Annotated in this window: 14 protein-coding genes and 1 tRNA gene; 5 read left to right on the top strand and 10 right to left on the bottom strand. The window is 69.7% G+C overall.

The annotated features are described in order from the left end of the window. Positions 1-70: 70 nt before the first annotated feature. Both H5J26_RS18485 and H5J26_RS18480 read right to left on the bottom strand, forming a co-directional pair. A complete protein-coding gene (locus H5J26_RS18485; RefSeq protein ID WP_181767000.1) occupies positions 71-685 on the bottom strand; it encodes a hypothetical protein in 615 nt (204 codons plus the stop codon). A 131-nt stretch (positions 686-816) separates the two neighbouring features. After that, positions 817-1,503 (bottom strand): HAD family hydrolase, encoded by a 687-nt coding sequence (locus tag H5J26_RS18480; protein ID WP_181766999.1) that lies wholly within the window; start codon positions 1,501-1,503, stop codon positions 817-819. Between the two features lie 306 nt (positions 1,504-1,809). Here H5J26_RS18480 and H5J26_RS18475 point away from each other — a divergent pair, with 306 nt between their 5' ends. Then, a complete protein-coding gene (locus H5J26_RS18475) occupies positions 1,810-2,754 on the top strand; it encodes a GNAT family N-acetyltransferase (protein ID WP_181766998.1) in 945 nt (314 codons plus the stop codon). 213 nt (positions 2,755-2,967) lie between these two features. Here the strand turns inward: H5J26_RS18475 and H5J26_RS18470 are convergent, their stop codons facing one another. The 3 genes from H5J26_RS18470 to H5J26_RS18460 all read right to left on the bottom strand — a co-directional run bounded on the left by H5J26_RS18470 (position 2,968) and on the right by H5J26_RS18460 (position 6,703). Continuing rightward, positions 2,968-3,441 (bottom strand): helix-turn-helix transcriptional regulator, encoded by a 474-nt coding sequence (locus H5J26_RS18470; RefSeq protein ID WP_181766997.1) that lies wholly within the window; start codon positions 3,439-3,441, stop codon positions 2,968-2,970. An 82-nt stretch (positions 3,442-3,523) separates the two neighbouring features. Further along, positions 3,524-5,929 carry an ATP-binding cassette domain-containing protein gene (locus tag H5J26_RS18465; RefSeq protein ID WP_181766996.1) on the bottom strand — a complete coding sequence of 802 codons (2,406 nt, stop codon included), beginning with the start codon at positions 5,927-5,929 and terminating at the stop codon, positions 3,524-3,526. Positions 5,930-6,292: 363 nt separating this feature from the next. Further along, on the bottom strand, positions 6,293-6,703 hold the full coding sequence (locus tag H5J26_RS18460) for a VOC family protein (RefSeq protein ID WP_181766995.1): 411 nt from the start codon (positions 6,701-6,703) through the stop codon (positions 6,293-6,295). 322 nt (positions 6,704-7,025) lie between these two features. Here H5J26_RS18460 and H5J26_RS18455 point away from each other — a divergent pair, with 322 nt between their 5' ends. Further along, positions 7,026-8,210, top strand: coding sequence for an MFS transporter (locus H5J26_RS18455; RefSeq protein WP_181766994.1), 1,185 nt, complete (start codon positions 7,026-7,028; stop codon positions 8,208-8,210). A 178-nt stretch (positions 8,211-8,388) separates the two neighbouring features. Next, on the top strand, positions 8,389-8,916 hold the full coding sequence (locus H5J26_RS18450) for a DUF6578 domain-containing protein (RefSeq protein ID WP_181766993.1): 528 nt from the start codon (positions 8,389-8,391) through the stop codon (positions 8,914-8,916). Positions 8,917-8,979: 63 nt separating this feature from the next. Here H5J26_RS18450 and H5J26_RS18445 read toward each other — a convergent pair whose 3' ends face one another. From H5J26_RS18445 to H5J26_RS18435, 3 genes are all read right to left on the bottom strand, one after another. Further along, complete coding sequence (locus tag H5J26_RS18445; RefSeq protein WP_181766992.1) at positions 8,980-11,010, bottom strand: hypothetical protein; 2,031 nt, start codon at positions 11,008-11,010, stop codon at positions 8,980-8,982. A gap of 40 nt (positions 11,011-11,050) precedes the next feature. Beyond that, positions 11,051-12,292: an ATP-grasp domain-containing protein gene (locus tag H5J26_RS18440; protein ID WP_181766991.1), complete on the bottom strand. Its 1,242-nt coding sequence runs from the start codon at positions 12,290-12,292 to the stop codon at positions 11,051-11,053. A 379-nt stretch (positions 12,293-12,671) separates the two neighbouring features. Next, positions 12,672-12,746, bottom strand: a tRNA-Val gene (locus H5J26_RS18435). A gap of 204 nt (positions 12,747-12,950) precedes the next feature. On the opposite strand from H5J26_RS18435, the gene H5J26_RS18430 reads away from it, so the two are divergent. Both H5J26_RS18430 and H5J26_RS18425 read left to right on the top strand, forming a co-directional pair. Continuing rightward, positions 12,951-14,207 carry a hypothetical protein gene (locus H5J26_RS18430; protein ID WP_210771486.1) on the top strand — a complete coding sequence of 419 codons (1,257 nt, stop codon included), beginning with the start codon at positions 12,951-12,953 and terminating at the stop codon, positions 14,205-14,207. Positions 14,208-14,295: 88 nt separating this feature from the next. Continuing rightward, complete coding sequence (locus tag H5J26_RS18425; protein WP_181766989.1) at positions 14,296-14,517, top strand: FmdB family zinc ribbon protein; 222 nt, start codon at positions 14,296-14,298, stop codon at positions 14,515-14,517. Positions 14,518-14,567: 50 nt separating this feature from the next. On the opposite strand, the gene H5J26_RS18420 is transcribed toward H5J26_RS18425, so the two are convergent. Both H5J26_RS18420 and H5J26_RS18415 read right to left on the bottom strand, forming a co-directional pair. After that, a complete protein-coding gene (locus H5J26_RS18420) occupies positions 14,568-15,437 on the bottom strand; it encodes a pentapeptide repeat-containing protein (RefSeq protein WP_181766988.1) in 870 nt (289 codons plus the stop codon). A gap of 112 nt (positions 15,438-15,549) precedes the next feature. Beyond that, on the bottom strand, positions 15,550-17,003 hold a 1,454-nt coding region (locus tag H5J26_RS18415), incomplete at its 5' end, for an SAM-dependent methyltransferase (protein WP_181766987.1).

Raw genomic sequence — 17,003 nt, 5'->3', positions numbered from 1 at the left:
CCGCACCGGGCGCGAGACGTGCGTGCGTCCCGCAACTCCTCGCCATGCAGCGGCGGTTGCGGGACCGCCGTCACTTCTCGTCAGGGGTGTCGATCTCCGAGAAGCCCTCGTTCTGCTCCCAACGCAGCGTGTAGAGGCCCGCGTCGCTGTTGTAGACGAACAGGACCCTGCTGCCGTCGTCGGCGATCGTGGTGTCCTCCCATCCGTCGAAGTCCTTGGTTACGTCGACGTCCCAGTCCGTCAGATCGCCGGTGCCCACACCGGCCACGGACTCGGTCGGCGGCTCACCGTCGTAGCAGAAGTGACCGAAGTCGGCGATCAGGGAGACCGTTCCGTTGGTCTCGGCGAGCTCGACTCCCTGGCAGCGGTCGGTCTTGCTCTTGTAGAGCGTGTGCCACTTGCTCCACTTCTCCGAGCCGGCGGCGGCATGGCGTTCCTGCACGCCCGTGCCCTCCACCAGACGCACGTGGACCTTCCGTCCGTCACTCAGCTCGAGACTCGACTCGAACTCCCCCTCGGCAGCACCGGCGTTCTGGTCGGTCTGCTGCGATCTACCGTCCGCCGGAGCGGTGTTGTCCGCGGACGGGGTCGATGCCGTGCCGTACGCGGTGCCGTACCCCACGAACAACAGCCCCACAACGGCCGCCCCCGCGAGCCCGGCCTTGTGCATCTTGCTGATCCCCACGATGAGGTCCTCCCTGAACGGTCATGCCCTGCGTCGCCGCAGAGACCTCCCAAAGACGACGCACAGGGGGAGAGCGGTTCCGGACCGGTCAGGCCTGGATGCCTCGGGATCATCGCCCTGATCATCCGGACTCATTCGGCCAGCAGCTTGAGCAACTCCTCGGTGTCGTCGAGCCCGGGGAGCACCGACTCGGCTCCTGCGGCGCGCAGTTCGCTCTCGTCGCTGCGGCCGGACGCGACGGCGACGACCCGTACCCCGCTCGCGATCCCGGCCTTCACGTCCGAGGGCGTGTCACCGATGAGCACGGCGCCCGAGGCCGGAAGCTCCTGCCCTGACCGGGCCGCCCTGCCCAGCGCGGTGCGGACCAACTCCGCGGGTTCGTCGCCGTCTTCGCCGTACGCGCCTATGGACCAGTCGATCTGCGACTCCAGGCCCAGCACGCGCAGCTTCACCTCGGCGGCACCTCGGACGTTCCCGGTGACGATCGTCTGCCTCACGCCGGGGAGGGACGCGACCCCGCTCAACGCTGCGGCCGCACCCGGCAGGGCGTGACCGCGCTCGTGGATGGCCGGGCCGCGGAGCAGGTGCAGCTCTGCGAGCGCGACTGCGAAACGGTCGAAGTCCCCACGTCCGACGGAGAGTTCGTGCGCCTTCGCCGTCTCGCGGAAGGCGACGGCGTCGGTCATGCCGTCCGTCCCGGCGTACTGCTTCATCTCGACCCCCGTCACCTCCCGGAAGGCTCTGCCGAACAACTCGCCGCTGATGCCGCGCGTCGCGACCAGCGTGTGGTCCATGTCCCACAGCACGAGCTGCACCATCAAGCACTCCGTAACTCGCTCGGCGACGAGGCACCCGGCGCGGGCGCCGCCTTCACCCAGACAGTACGGGTCACCGAGGCGATCGTCAGTGGGGCGGACGATCATCAGCGATCACGGGATCAGCTCGTACGCGGGGACTTCGACAGCCCGGCACGGCCCCTGTCGCCTCGGCATTCAACCCGCGCTTCCCGGCGCCCACTTGTTGAACAGCACGCGAAGCTGTCACCGCCCCGGTGGGCGATGCTCTGCGAGTGGCCGTGGCGAAAAGCATTTGCGCGGGCGCTGCCCGGTCCGGAAAGTGACCACATGTCCTTCACCGTTCGCCCTGCCGTCCCCGGGGACGCGCCCTCCATATGCGCCCTGCTCAACTCGGTCGACGTCGCCGAGCTGGGCAGGCCCGAGACGGACCTCGGGATGATCGAGACCGACCTGCTCCACCCCGAGGCGGACCTGGACCGCAACTCGTGGCTGGCCTTCCGTGGCGGCGAGTTGATCGCGTACGGCCTGCTGTGGGACGACTCCGGCGCCGAACGCATCGACATCGACCACTACGTGCTGCCCGGCCACCAGGACGACGGCGAGCAGCTGATCGAGCTGATGGAGGCGCGGGCGGCCGAACGCGCCGCGGAGAACGGCGCCGGCGTCGCCGTGGTCCATCTCGCCCTCAACAGCCGGCCCACCATGGACACCGCGCGCCTGAAGCGCCGCCGCTGGCAGACCGTGCGCCGCTACAACGTCCTGACCCGCCCGCTGTCGCCGACCGCCGACCCCCTTCCCGTCCCGCCGGCCGGGCTCACCCTCCGCGACTGCACCCGTGAAGCGGACCGCCGGCGCGCACACGAACTGGTCGAGGAGACCTTCGCCGAACACTTCGACCACCACCCACGCAGCTACGGCCAGTGGCTCGACGACCTCGGCACCGGCATGGACTGGTCGCTCGTGTGGATCGCCTCGCTCGAAGGCTCGGGTGATGTGGCCGTGATGCTGAGCCGCGACGACCGCACGGCCATGGGCTGGATCCGCAATCTCGGCGTGCTGGAGCACGCCCGCGGCCGGGGGATCGCCGGGCACCTGCTGCGCCACACGTTCGGCGTCTACGCGGCGCGGGGCCGCGACACCATCGGCCTCGGCGTGGACACCACGAACGCGACCGGTGCCCTGCGGCTCTACCTCGCGCACCGCATGACGCTCCACTTCGCGGTGGACACCTGGGAGTTGACCCTTCCCGCCACCGCGCCGACAGCCAGGTGACCCTGGCCGGCGTTCCGCCGAGACGAACGCCGGGCTGCCGGCACCGTTCCCGCATGAGGAGCAGGCTGCCCACGGAGATCGCGGACAGCGCAGTCGACGGCACCCTCACGAGCCCCGTACGGCAGCTAGGTCGGCTCGTCGTCGGCCGTCGCACCAGGTCCGCAAAGTCCCGCCTGGGGCGCGAAGGCCGACGACGCTACTTTGCGGACACCCCTAGGCGGGGCTCGAGGACCGCGCTTTCCGGTTCCTGACCGGTCTGGTCACCTGCTTCGCCACGCACGACGGCATCCCCGCCGTCGCACGCGCCGCCTGCTGCCGGTACGTGCTGGGAGGCATGCCGACCAGCTCGGTGAAGCGGCTGCTGAAGGTGCCCAGCGACGAGCAACCGACCTCGAAACAGACCTCGGTGACGCTGAGGTCGCCACGACGCAGCAACGCCATCGCCCTCTCGATGCGCCGCGTCATCAGATAGGCGTACGGAGACTCGCCGTAGGCGAGCCGGAACTCGCGGCTGAGGTGCCCGGCCGACATGTGCACGCCGCGGGCGAGCGCCTCGACGTCCAGCGGTCGGGCGTACTCCCGGTCGATCCGGTCGCGGACGCGGCGCAGCAGCGCGAGGTCGCGCAGGTGCTGCGCCGCACGAGGTCTCCCCTGCTCGCGGCGCTCGGGAGAAGGTCTGCTGGTCACCTTCGCGATCGTGCCACAAGCGGCTGACAACGGCGCCGGGTGAGTTCGAGATCCCGTCCCACCACGTCCGCGATTGCCTGAGTCAACCGCCGACGTAGGCCGCAAGGTGCTCTCCGGTGAGGGTGGAGCGGGCGGCGACGAGGTCGGCCGGAGTGCCCTCGAAGACGACCCGGCCGCCGTCGTGGCCGGCACCGGGGCCGAGGTCGATGATCCAGTCGGCGTGCGCCATGACCGCCTGGTGGTGCTCGATGACGATGACCGACTTGCCGGAGGCGACGAGCCGGTCGAGCAGGCCGAGCAGCTGCTCGACGTCGGCGAGGTGGAGACCCGTGGTGGGCTCGTCGAGTACGTAGACGCCGCCCTTCTCCGACATGTGGGTGGCCAGCTTGAGCCGCTGCCGCTCGCCGCCGGACAGCGTGGTGAGCGGCTGACCGAGCCTGAGGTAGCCGAGCCCGACGTCGGCGAGCCGGTCGAGGATGCGGTGCGCCGCCGGGGTGCGCGCCTCACCGGCGCCGAAGAACTCCTCGGCCTCGGCCACCGACATCGCGAGCACCTCGCTGATGTCGCGGCCGCCGAAGTGGTGGTCCAGCACCGAGGCCTGGAACCGCTTCCCCTCGCACTCCTCGCAGGTGGTGGCCACGCCGGCCATCATCGCCAGGTCGGTGTAGATGACGCCGGCACCGTTGCAGGTGGGGCAGGCCCCGTCGGAGTTGGCGCTGAAGAGCCCAGGCTTGACGCCGTTGGCCTTCGCGAACGCCTTGCGGATCGGGTCGAGCAGCCCGGTGTAGGTCGCCGGGTTGCTCCGCCGCGAGCCGCGGATCGCGCTCTGGTCGATCGACACCACACCTGCGTCCGCCGCCGCTGAGCCCTTGACCAGCGAGCCGTGCACGAGCGAGCTCTTGCCGGAGCCGGCGACGCCGGTGATGACGGCGAGCACACCGAGAGGGATGTCGACGTCGACGTCGCGCAGGTTGTGCGTCGTCGCGCCGCGGATCTCCATCGCGCCGGCGGGCTTCCGCACGGTCTCCTTGAGGGTTGCCCGGTCGTCGAAATGGCGGCCGGTGACGGTGCCGCCCGCCCGCAGCCCCTCGACGGTGCCCTCGAAGCAGACGGTGCCGCCCTCCGTACCGGCGCCGGGGCCGAGGTCGACGACGTGGTCGGCGATCGCGATCGTCTCCGGCTTGTGCTCGACGACGAGCACCGTGTTGCCCTTGTCCCGCAGCCGCAGCAGCAGGCCGTTCATCCGCTGGATGTCGTGCGGGTGCAGGCCGATGGTGGGCTCGTCGAAGACGTAGGTGACGTCGGTGAGCGAGGAGCCGAGGTGGCGGATCATCTTGACGCGCTGTGCCTCGCCGCCCGAGAGCGTGCCGGACGGACGGTCGAGGGAGAGGTAGCCGAGGCCGATCTCCACGAACGACTCGAGGGTCTGCTGCAGCGCGGTGAGCAGCGGCGCCACCGACGGCTCGTCGAGGTCCCGCACCCACCCGGCCAGGTCGCTGATCTGCATCCGGCAGGCATCGGCGATGTTGATCTTCTTGATCTTCGACGACCTGGCCGCTTCGCTGAGCCGGGTGCCGCCGCACTCGGGGCAGGAGGTGAAGGTGACCGCCCGGTCCACGAAAGCCCGGATGTGCGGCTGCAGCGCCTCCTTGTCCTTGGACAGGAAGGACTTCTGGATCTTGGGGATCAGGCCCTCGTAGGTGAGGTTCACTCCCTCGACCTTCACCTTGGTCGGCTCCCGGTAGAGGAAGTCGTGCATCTCCTTCTTGGTGAACTTGCGGATGGGCTTCTCCGGGTCGAGGAAGCCCGACTCGGCGTAGATCCGCACCGTCCACCAGCTGTCCGACTTCCAGCCGGGAATGGTGAACGCGCCCTCGGCGATGGACTTGGAGTCGTCGTAGAGCTGGGTGAGGTCGATGTCGGAGACGGAGCCCCGGCCTTCGCACCGCGTGCACATGCCGCCGGTGCGGCTGAACGTCACCTTCTCGGCCTTGGACTTGTCGGCGCCGCGGTCGACCGTGATCGCACCGCTCGCCTTGACCGAGGCGACGTTGAAGGAGAACGCGTTGGGCGAGCCGACGTGCGGCTTCCCGAGCCGGCTGAAGAGGATGCGCAACATCGCGTTGGCATCGGTGGCGGTGCCGACCGTGGAGCGGACGTCGGCACCCATCCGCTGCTGGTCGACGATGATCGCGGTCGTCAGCCCTTCGAGTACGTCGACCTCGGGCCGCGCCTGAGTCGGCATGAAGCCCTGCACGAAGCTGCTGTACGTCTCGTTGATCATCCGCTGGGACTCCGCGGCGATCGTGTTGAACACCAGCGAGCTCTTGCCCGAGCCGGAGACGCCGGTGAAGACCGTCAGCCGGCGCTTCGGGATCTCGATGCTGACGTCCTTGAGGTTGTTCTCACGCGCCCCGTGCACGCGGATCAGATCGTGGATGTCGGCAACGTGCAGCGCGGGCGGCTGCGTGTCCGTCCTCGTAGCCATGCTGGTGTCTCCATCTGTGAAGCGGGCCGCCTTCGCGGTCTCCGTGTTCGGCGGCGCCCGGCTCGATCTGACCGGCTTCGAGCGGTACGTCTGGTTCTACTTCCTCAGGTGCCGTTGCGGCAACGGTCCGCTGCCCCCTGATCGACGAGGACGGCGGCACCCGGGCCGGCGCTCCGTCCGCCGGGGCACCGGCAACCCGGACGCCGCCGTCACGGGCGAGCAGGCACCCGGTGTCACGCAGCCACTGAGCCCTCGGGTGGCGGCCACGCTGCGCGGCCGCCACCGGTGTCGTGCACGGACTCCCTCGCGGGCGCCGTATCTACGGGTGCCGAATCTACTGGTCCGGGGCTCGATCGCCGGACGTCAGCGGACCTCGTTGATGCGGATCATGTTGCCCGCGGGATCGCGCACGGCACAGTCGCGGATCCCGTACGGCTGCTCTGTCGGCTCCTGGACGATTTCGGCGGTGCTCGCCTGCAGCTGCTCGAAGGTGCCGTCGAGGTCGGCGGTGGCCAGGGTGATGATGGCGTAGGTGCCCTTGGCCATCATCTCGGTGATGGTGCGGCGCTCGTCGTCGGTGATGCCCGGGTCGGCTGTCGGCGGGTGCAGCACGATGGAGGTGCCGGGCTGGCCGACGGGACCGACCGTGATCCAGCGCATCCCGCCGTACCCGACGTCGTTGCGGACCTCGAAGCCGAGGATGTCGCGATAGAAGGCCAGCGACGCGTCCGCGTCGTCGTGCGGAAGGAAACTCGCGTGAATGGTGATGTCCATGGCCGTCACGCTAGGCGCGGCTCGATGACCGCGCTTCTCGATTCCTGACCGGTCTGGAGCAGCGGGACGGGGAACCACGCGAACTGCGCAACCAGCACACGGGAAGGCCCGCTGGACCGGCGTCCCCTTCGGCGCCCCGGTGCGGGCCCGGTGCACCGGTCCGCCCGTCCCGGCGTGTGATTCGCGTCGCCTGCCCCGGCTCACGAGGGCGACATGACGGCAGGCGGCCGCCGCACCCCGTACGTACTCGACACGACCCCCTGTGCAGGTGCGGGGCGCGTGCGCCATCATGGGCGGCTGCCACGATCACCGGGAACCATTGATGAGCACGTGCAAGGAACGCCAGGATCCGCCCGAGAGTCTTCAGCTCACCGGGCCCCCGCGGGTCTTGTCGGTCGCGACGTTCGTCAGCAGCTTCGACAGGTTCGTGATCAGCCCCATGCTGGTGCTGATCGCCTCCGGACTGGGCGTGCCGCTCACGTCGGCCGTCGTCACGGCCAGCGGCTACTTCCTGGCGTACGGACTCTCCCAGCCGTTGTGGGGGTTGCTCTCCGACCGTTTCGGACGCGTACGGGTCATGCGCGCGACACTGCTGGCCGCGGCGGCGGCCGGGGTGGTCTCCGCGGCGGCACCCGGGCTGCCGGCGCTGGCAGGGGCACGAATCGCGGCCGGGGCCTTCTTCGGCGCCGTGGTGCCGACCTCCCTCACGTATGTGGGCGACACGGTGAGCGCGAGACAACGCCAGTCGGCGCTCTCCGACTTGATGGCCGCGATGGCCGTGGGCACCGCCACGGCGACGGCGTTCGGTGGCGTGCTGGGTCATCTGCTGGACTGGCGTGCGGTGTTCGCGACATCCGCCGCCTGCGCGCTGCTGTGCTCCTTCGCCCTGCGCAAGCTGCCGGAACCGCCGCGCGCACCCGTTGCCGGGGTGGGCGCGCCCCTCCGTGCGGTGCTTCGCAACGGCTGGGCACTGCTGGTGTTCGGGCTCGCGTTCGTCGAGGGCGCCGTACTGCTCGGCACGATGACGCTGCTTGCCGCGGCACTGCAGGCGAACGGAGTGAGCGCTGCGGTCGCCGGTCTGGCGACCGCAGCGTTCGGCGTCGGCGTGCTGGGGTTCTCGCGTCTGGTGAAGGCGCTGTCCGGACGGACCCCGGTGTGGGTGCTGATGACCGTGGGCGGAGCGCAGATCTGCCTGGGCTACGGCATCGTCACCGCCCACATCGGTCTGGTCACCGTTGTGATCACAGCCCTGCTCCTCGGCGGCGGTTGGTCGTTCATGCACTCGTCGTTGCAGACCTGGGCCACTTCGGTCGTGCCGGAGGCGCGGGGCACGGCCGTCGCCTTCTTCGCCGCCTCGCTGTTCATCGGCAGCTCGGTCGCGGTGACCGCGGCGGGACCCCTGGTGCAGCACGGGCAGTACGCGCTGCTGTTCGGCATCGCCTGCGTGCTGTCGGTCCCGTTGACCGTCACGGCCGTGACGTGCCGCCGGCGACGGTCGGCGGTGTGACGGCGACGCGACCGGCGTGGGCATGAGCCGAGCAGAAGGACTCCACCGGCGTCCGTGCTTGTTCGTCGAACGAGCCGTGACGGTCACTCAGTTGGACGCTCACCCAGGGGTCCTGCCGCCGCCGCGGCCCCCAATAATCCATGCGCGCCGCACCGTCACATTGGGGCAGGGTGGCGGGGTGGCGAATCAAGTGGAGGTGTTCTACGCGGGGTGGGAGCACGACTGCTGCGGGAATCCGTTCCGGGTCGGCGACGAAGTGGCGTGGGAACTCGGGCTGATGGACCTGGGGAAAGGCCGACGAGTCACCTGGCGGCGTCACTTCACCGAGCTCGACCCGGACGAACTGCCCGCCCTGCGCCGCACGGCCGTCGAGCGGGAACCTGTCTCCCCGCCGAAGGGGGCACGGATGTACGGCATGGTGGAGATGTCCCGGCACGGCGTGACCGAGGGCGAGCCCGAGACGGTCACCGCACGCGTCGGAGCGATCCACACGGTGGCACTGCTCTGGCGCGAAGACCCGCCAGGATCACGCTCTTTCGCTCCCGTGCCGGGGCATCTGTGGCTGCACGCCGTCGACAGCTCTGAAACCAGGCTCATCAGTCCGAAAGCGCCCGCCGGCGCGGGAGTCGGCCCGGCAGGCTGGCTGATCACGCTGGAGGGCGTGGCCCCAGGCCGACCCCAGCCCTACCGTCGGCGCCTACGGTAGGTGCAGCGCGCTGGAGGGCGGCCGTAGCTTCTGCGCGCCACGACACATGATTGCGCAGCAGGCTCACAGGCTCGTGGGCCTTTCGAGGGCCTGCAACGTCCCCGCGGGCAGCCGGTCGTTGCCCCAGCTGCGCTCGATGTAGCCGATGATCCGCGCGACGTCTTCGGCGGGCACCCGCTCCGGTTCGCCGCGCTCGAGCGGATCGGCGTGGAAGATGTAGAGCCGCGAGGCGAACTGGTCGAACGGCAGTGAGGCCTCGCCGAACCGCTCGCCGTTGCCCGCGGTGGAGACGACGACGCCGTCGCCCCAGTCCTGGCCGCTGTCGTTGTTCGGGTTGAAGAAGTACACCCGCATGACGTCCTGCGGGTCCGGCGCGGCCCGCAGGATCGTGATCGCGTGCCAGCCGACGTAGCGGGCCGCGCTGTCGGTGACGGCGACACCGGCCGGCTGCGGATGGATCAGCGGCTGCTCGCCGTTGTAGGACGGATGGTAGCTGGCGTGGAACTGCCGCAGGAACTCGTCGAGGTCGACCAGGTTTCCGGTCGCGACGTCGACGTTGATGTGGAACCCCCGGGCCGCCCACCAGCCGTGGAACTCGGGGTTGACCCACCGGTGCGGGTCCCCTGGCCGCGTGGCGCAGCACCGCCCCATCTCGGCGTAGATCCGGTCCAAGTGAGGTACCACCAGCAGCGATACGGGGTCCAGGTCCATCGGCAGCGTGCTCGCGACTCCGGACGCGCTGTCCTTCGACGAGATCGGCTGACCCTCGAAGTGCATGATGATCTCGTCGTCACGGGCCGCCCAGACGACCATCTGCAGCAGGTAGTCCGGGTCGTTGAAGGACCACATCGACAGCGCGCGGGCCGACTGGCAGGTGGGGTTGTCGCCCTGACCGACGCCGAGCGGCTGGCCCAGCATCGAGAGCACCCCCGCGACCAGCCGTGCCTCCGGCCCCGGCACCTCACCGAAAACCGTCGTCAACCGCTCCCGCGCGACCGGGGAGAGCTCAAGCGCCAACTGGCGCCACAGCGCGGGCACCAGCGGCGGCTCGTAAAGGATGCCGCGGTCGAGCAGCAGCGCCAGCCCGTAGACGCTTTGCGCGGTCTGCGGGTGCACGGCCACCTCGATCAGCCGGTGCACGAGTTGGCTGTAGCGCAGCAGGCAGTTCCGGCCGGTGTCGGACAGCCCGAGCGCCTCACCGACGAGGTAGTCGCTCTCGCGCAGGAGGAACCGGAGCAGTTCCGCGTGGTACGGCGACACCAGGCCGGTGTCGTGCATCGCCCGCGCGAACCCCGCCGCCTCGTACTGCAGGCCGCCTGCGTCCATCGCCTCGAGCCGGGAGCGGAAGACGTCGATGCCCGGGTCCTCCCGGCACGCCTCGGTGGTCCCGAACAGGCTCGTGATGAGCCGGTCGAAGCCCTGCCCTGAAGACACGCCGAGAGCGACGTCCGGGTCGTCGCGGTAGATCGCGATCCGGGTGATCAGGGACTGCACCGCCTCGACCTGGATCGGACGCTGGCGCAGGATCCGCCAGATCTCGTCGACCAGGTTGTCCAGGACGCTTTCGTATCCGATCTCGTCGGCGAGGTGGCGGAACAGGTCCCGGATGAGCTGTGCGGTCCGGCCCTGCTGGGTTCGCTCCGCCTCGCTGGGCGGGGTGAACAACAGCTCCAGGTTCGTTGCCAGCACATGGGACAGGAACTGGCGGGCGTCCTCGGCGGGCAACGTCGGGTGCGCGAAGTCGCCGCGGGCGACGGCGAGCATCCGCAGCTCGCTGGTCGCCTCCATGACGACGGTGTCCGCGTCGCCGCTGTGAAGGCCCGGGCCGACCAGCGACGGGACAAGGATCTCCGGTGACGCCCAGTCCGTGTCCTGGAAAAGCCCGGCTTCCTCAAGGGCCTGCGCCCTGGCCTGGACAGCCGCGGCGCCGCCCGGCTGCATGAGCACTCGCCGCAGTGCTTCCAGGACCCGCCGCAACTTCGTGTGCTTGCCGAAGTCGCGGGTTTCGGCCATGGCCTGGATGGCTTCGTCGAGTGAGGTCACGCGCTTGTCCAGCGTCGTGGCCTCACCACTGACGTCGGCGGTCGGTTTCAAAGGGTTTCCCTCGGGTTGGTCTTCTGCGTCCACGAGGTCGTCAGACGTAGAAGTCGAGCTCTTCCTGCTTCTTCAACAGGTCGCGCATCCGGTAGGGGTCTTCACCGAAGAAGTACACCAGGCCCCAGTGGGTGCCGAACGCGGTCCTCTTGGTGACTGTCTCCTCGAGCGGCGTCGAGAGGTCGTGCGACTCGTAGTAGTCGTCGTCCTCGGTCTCCTCCGGGATCTCCAGGTCGCTGACGACGCGGCGGCGCGGGTAGACACCGAAGCAGCCGGCGACCCCGGACGCGTCGACGACCTCGCGCGGGAAGAAGGCGTCGATCTCCTCCTCGGTCGTCTTCGGGTCGAAGGCCAGCACCAGGCCATGGTAGGCATTGAACCCGTACGCCCGCTCCAGCAGTTCGAACACCTTGAAGCCCGGCGGCCGGTAGGCGACCTCACCGAAGTACATCTCGCCGTCACTGGTGACGAAGTACTCCGGGTGCACGAAGCCGAACTCGATGTCGAACGTCTTGATGAGTTTCTCGATCTGCGCCGTGATCTGCGGGCGGTACCGCTCCAGTTCCGGGGTCGCCGGCGCGAACACCGAATATCCCAGCGTGACGTATTCGGATATGTTGAGGAACTTGATCTTCCCGTTGTGCACCCACGCCTCGACCGCGAACTCCCAGCCGTCGAGGTGGGATTCCATGAGAACCGGGAACTCCTCGTCCGGAATCATGTCGACCTCGTCCGGGGTGCGGATGACGCGGTGCCCGAGGCATCCTGCCTTGTCGAACGCCTTGAGATGGATCGGGTCGTTCGGGTCACCGTCCAGCTTGAGCAGGGTCTGGTTGACGCGCTTGAGGAAGCGGATCACGTCGTCCCGGTCGTGGGCCTCCTCGAATATTCCGACCCGGATGCCGCCGAGCTGCGCGCGGCGCTTCATCAGCGCCTTGTCCCGCAGCAGCATGGCTTGGCCGTACAGACGCGGGTTGTCCAGCAGAACGGAGTTGATCGCCCCTGCCCATTCGACCGTTTCCTCGAACATCGGGATCGCGACGTCGACACCCATCTTCTGAAGGGTCTCGGCGATCTCCATGGAGCGGTCGTTGAGCCGTTCGAAATTCCACGGCACGTAGGGGATGTCGTGGTCGACGCAGTACTGCTCGGCCCACTCCGGCGCCACGACGACGTATCGCCGGTCGAACCGGTCGAGGGCTTCCACCGCATTGAGACTCCAGCCCAGAAGCGCTACATAGCCCTTCTCCGGGTTCCTGATGGCCGGTTCGCCCTGTGGCATAGACCGTTTCTCCTTAGGCGCGTGCGCTCATCGACGGCGCAACCGGCGCCACCGTGCCCGGCGATCTGCCGTGCACGCACCGCGTTCCCGCACGCAAGCACCTCATTCCCGCACGCAGCACGGAGTGGGCACATCCGCGCAGGTGACGCCCCGGGCTCGGGAGCTGCGGCACAGCTTCGCCCGGTGATCACCGATGGGCAGGGGTCCTGGACGCCGTCGTCGCCGACGACGAGGAGGCCGAAGAGAGACCGCGGTGGCCTGGTCGTGCGCGGCTCTGGCTCCCTGTTCGGCTCCCCCGCCTGCGACAAACGCACGAAGGGCCGCCCAACGCTGCTGCGTGGACGGCCCTTCGGCTGCTGATCAGAGGGGGTTGCTGCGGTGGTGGGCACAACTGGGATCGAACCAGTGACATCTTGCTTGTAAGGCAAGCGCTCTACCGCTGAGCTATGCGCCCGGGAAACGAATCGAGGCCACAGACTACCCTGTCTCGCGGCGTCGGGCACAAACCGATCCGAGGCCCGCCCGCGGCATGGCTTGACGCCTCATTTGCACAGTTCGTGAACGAACGGGCTCGTGTGTTCGTTGGCACAGGGTGGGACAATGACCTGCGATCCACTGATGTGCACATGGGGATACGGGGAGAGGTTTGGTGGCGGCTATGAACGGCGGCGGCACCCGCCGCTGGGGCTGGGGCAGCGGCCGTGCGGAGCATCAGCGAGCCGACGCGCAGGCAGCCAAGGACGCCGCAGCAGCCGCCTTCTACGAGCTGGACACCGCACAGCGTGATCTGCGCATCTCCATCGAGACCCTCAGCGCCGTCGACGACTCACGTGCCGCGCAGAAGGCCGTCTCCGACTTCGCGGACTTCGGCACGCGCATCGACCAGGTGAGCCACGAGTACATCACCGCCGTCGACTCCCACGACCTGGACCGGGACGACCTCGACTCCGGCACCGCCGCCCGAGCGCAGGCGGAGCTGAAGAAGACCACGCAGGACCTCGAGCGCGTCAGGGCGGATCTGGAGCGGTTCGGGCAGGGTCTCGGTCCGCTGCTGTCCCAGGCGGAGACCCAGCTGGCGCGGCTGGCTCCCGCCGTGGAGCGGGCCAAGCAAGGGCTGCTCGCCGCCTCGAACGCACTGGACGCCACCCGCGCCTCCGGCTTCGAGGCCGACGACCTGGCCGGCCGCCTCGCAGCGCTCTCCCCCGATCTGACCAGGCTGAACGAGGGCGCCGGACGGCACGGCGTCCAGGACACCCTCCAGCGGGCGGACCGCGTGGTGCGGGAGGCCGAGGCCATCCGCGGCGAGGCCGAGCGGCTGCCCGAGACGGCGGCCGAGATCGACAAGCGGCTCTCCTCCCTCCGTACGCGCACCCAGGCCCTTCAGACGCGGGCGGGGCAGGTCGATCCCGTGCTCAGCGAGTTGCGCCGCCGCTTCAGCGCCGCGTGCTGGCAGGACCTGCAGCAGGTGCCCGACCAGGCGACCCGCGCGGTGCGGCAGGCCGAGGAGAAGCTGGCGGAGGGCCGCAAGGCGCGCGGCGAGCAGCGCTGGGCGGACGCCACGTCGCAGCTGTCGACGGTACGGGCCCTGCTGAACGGCGCCGACGAGGCGATCAAGGCCGCCGCTGACCGTCTTCAGCGGCTGAACGAGGTCTCCTTCGACAAGACGAAGGAGGTCGAGCGGACGCGCTTCGCGATCCGTGACGCCCAGCGCCTGGCGATGGCCGGCCGCAGCACACCCGACCCGAGGCACGCCGGGCCGCTGGACGATGCGGTGGAGCGCGTCGACCGCGCGGTGGAGTCGCTGGAAGGCCGCCACCCGGACTACTGGCATCTGCTGACCGAGCTGGACGCCGTGAAGGAGTCGGTCCACCAGGTGGTCGACCAGATCCGGGAGCAGAGGGCAGCGGGTCATTGAGCCGGTCCGTCGAGCAGTGACGACGGTGTCCTCACGGTCTCCCGGGAGTGGCCCTCCAGCACGCCCGGAGGGCGGATAGCATTCCGTCATGCCTCGATACGAGTACCGGTGCCGCAAGTGCGACACGCAGTTCGAACTCTCCCGTCCCATGGCGGAATCCGGTGCGCCCGCCACCTGCCCGGACGGGCACGGGGACACGGTGAAGCTGCTGTCGACGGTCGCCGTGGGCGGCGGTGCGTCCGCTCCCGCCATGAGCGCACCGCAGTCGGGGGGCGGCGGAGGCTGCTGCGGGGGCGGCTGCTGCGGCTGAGCCCGCCCTGGCAACGAGCGTTCCGACGGGTCGCGGGCTGAGCGTCAGTCCTATTGACCGGCGGCCCATCGCGCGGGCCGGTCGAGACCTTCGGGGATCCGGGTCGCAGCGCTGCCCTTCGCCGCGTCGAGCTGCTGCTGGGTGAGGAAGAGACTCCCCGTGAGGTCCGCGCCACTCAGGTCGGCGTCCCGGAGGTCGGCCCCGATCAGGTCGGTGTCGCGCAGGTCCGAGTTCTTCAGGTCGGCGGCGATCAGACAGGCTCCGCGCAACGACGCCCCCCGCAGACCCGCGCCTGCGAGCCGGGCGCCGAGAAGGTCCGCTCCCCGGTGGTTCTTCTTACGGCCCGGCACCCTGGACCCTCGCACCCTCTCGCTCACGCGCAGCAGCAGGACGTTGACCTCGTCCCGGTGCGCGGCGACGTCGAGCCGAAGTACTTCGTCCGCGCTGCCCCGCGTGAACTTGTCGGTGGTCTCCAGAGCACGGGCCAGCTCGGTGTTCAACGCTCGGTCCGCGGGCAGTTCCACGGCTTCGGTCAGATACCGGAGCAGCTCGTGGAGTTGGCGCATCACGGGGAAGACGTCGAACATCTGCCGTGCCGTGCCCGGTTCCTCGCGCCAGTCATGGCCGCCGAACGTGACCTGAGAGACCTTCTGTCCGGCCCCGAAGCAGTCGAAGACGGTGCAGCCGGAGAAGCCGCGTTCACGAAGCTGCGTGTGGATGCCGCAGCGGAAGTCCCGCTGGAGGTTCGTACAGGGCTGCCCCGCGTCCTTGTCGACGGCGAAGTCGGCCGAGGCGGAGAAGGGGAGCGCCACACAGCACAGGCCGAAGCAGTCGGCGCAGTCGCCGCGGAGGTCCGCGCGGCTCACCTCCGAGGAGGGAGCGGGACGCTTCGGTTCCGACGGACCCGGATTCAACGGCATGATCTCCTGCCGCACGGTCGACGACGCGTCCACGGTGCCGTGGACAGACCTTCATTCTCGCACCCGCCACGACCCCCACTGACGCCCCATCGGTCGGGCGCCGGCCCGACGACTAGTGGATGCGCGCCACCGCGCCGTACGACCCGATTCGCGGATCGTCGTGCGCCAGGTCCTGCTCGGAACGGTCCGATCCCCACCGGTGCACGAGCACGAGGCCGGGGTCGAGGAGGTCGAGCCCTTGCAGGAGCGCGGCGATCTCTCCGTACGTACGGGTCCGCAGCGGCACATCGGTCTGCTTCTCGTAGAGCTCGCTCACAGTGTGAATGCCCTCGGGGTCCTGGTCGGGGGTGAGGTGGGAGAACATCAGATGGCTGCCGGGTGCCAACCGCGCCGTCAGCCGGCGCAGCATCTCGTGTGCGGCCTGGTCGTCCGTCACGAAGGGCAGCAGGGCGATGAGCGAGAGCGCGACCGGCCGTTCGAGGTCGAGGGTGTCCCGGACCTCGGAGGACTCGAAGATCCCGGCCGGATCGTTCGCGTCCGCCCGGAGGAAGACGGCGCGTCCCTGGGGGCTGCTGGTGAGCAGGGCCTGGGCGTGCGCGTGCACGACGGGGTCGTTGTCGACGTAGACGATCCGCGCGGACCGGTCCTCGGACTGGGCGACCTGGTGCAGGTTGGGTTCGGTCGGGATCCCGGCGCCGATGTCGAGGAACTGCCGTATGCCGGACCGTCGCGCGAGATGGCGTGCCGCTCGGAGCATGAACCCGCGGTTCTCCCGGGCCATCATGGCGACCTGCGGGGTGGCTTCGACCGACTGCTGGGCGACGATCCGGTCGGCGGCGAAGTTCGTACGCCCGCCGAGGAAGTAGTCGTACACGCGTGCCGGGTGGGGGCGGTCGGTGCGCGGTTCCCCGTCGACCGGGGACACCGTCTCGTACGGCTCTGCCTGCTGCCCGCCTCCTTCGCCGCCGGCAAGGCTGGCCGACCGGACCCGGCCGGTGACGTACAGCGCCCAGAGAAGATCGTGCACCGCGCCGGGCCTGTCCTTGGTCAGCGGGAGATGGGTCAGGGTCCCGGCCTCCCGGAGCCAGCTCGTGAGGGTGTCGCTGGAGATGCCGAGCTCGCGTGCCGCTTCCCGGTCGTCCAGCTCGTGGTGTACCCAGGCGGCCAGCGCGGACAGCAGCCGCGTCGAGAGCCCCGCCAGCACGCCGGTGCCCCACATTGCCGACCCGTCCCCGCTCAGGACCTCACGCACCCCGCCGGGAGCCGGGACCGTTCCCGGCACGGGCGGCGGCAGTTCCGCGAGTTGCAACGCCAGGTCGAGGGTGGCCCGGTCGCCCAGCCGGGCACTGTCCAGTCCGACCCGGGAGGTCAGCTCGTCCAGCCGCGCCGAGACGGTTTCCTGGTGCAGCCCCAGCAGCCTGCCCGCGCCCTCCGACCCCATCGCGATCGCCGCCTGGCACACCTCGAGCAGCCGTCGTTTCTCCGCGGGCGCCAGGTTCTCCTCCAGCGGCGCAAGCAGTTCCCGCGCCCAGGCCCGCGCAGGTGCGTCCAGAAGTTCCGACAGCG

The sequence above is a fragment of the Streptomyces albidus (ex Kaewkla and Franco 2022) genome, from assembly GCF_013870515.1.
GTDB lineage: Bacteria > Actinomycetota > Actinomycetes > Streptomycetales > Streptomycetaceae > Streptomyces > Streptomyces albidus.
The sequence above is the reverse complement of the archived record's forward strand: the minus strand, read 5'-3'. Positions and strand labels throughout refer to the sequence as shown.

Excerpts from the sequence above, each read along its gene's own strand:
- H5J26_RS18440 (WP_181766991.1), bottom strand. The coding sequence starts at position 12,292 with ATGCCACAGGGCGAACCGGCCATCAGGAACCCGGAGAAGGGCTATGTA.
- H5J26_RS18460 (WP_181766995.1), bottom strand. The coding sequence starts at position 6,703 with ATGGACATCACCATTCACGCGAGTTTCCTTCCGCACGACGACGCGGAC.
- H5J26_RS18420 (WP_181766988.1), bottom strand. The coding sequence starts at position 15,437 with ATGCCGTTGAATCCGGGTCCGTCGGAACCGAAGCGTCCCGCTCCCTCC.
- H5J26_RS18425 (WP_181766989.1), top strand. The coding sequence starts at position 14,296 with ATGCCTCGATACGAGTACCGGTGCCGCAAGTGCGACACGCAGTTCGAA.
- H5J26_RS18475 (WP_181766998.1), top strand. The coding sequence starts at position 1,810 with ATGTCCTTCACCGTTCGCCCTGCCGTCCCCGGGGACGCGCCCTCCATA.
- H5J26_RS18465 (WP_181766996.1), bottom strand. The coding sequence starts at position 5,929 with ATGGCTACGAGGACGGACACGCAGCCGCCCGCGCTGCACGTTGCCGAC.
- H5J26_RS18455 (WP_181766994.1), top strand. The coding sequence starts at position 7,026 with ATGAGCACGTGCAAGGAACGCCAGGATCCGCCCGAGAGTCTTCAGCTC.
- H5J26_RS18480 (WP_181766999.1), bottom strand. The coding sequence starts at position 1,503 with ATGGTGCAGCTCGTGCTGTGGGACATGGACCACACGCTGGTCGCGACG.
- H5J26_RS18430 (WP_210771486.1), top strand. The coding sequence starts at position 12,951 with ATGAACGGCGGCGGCACCCGCCGCTGGGGCTGGGGCAGCGGCCGTGCG.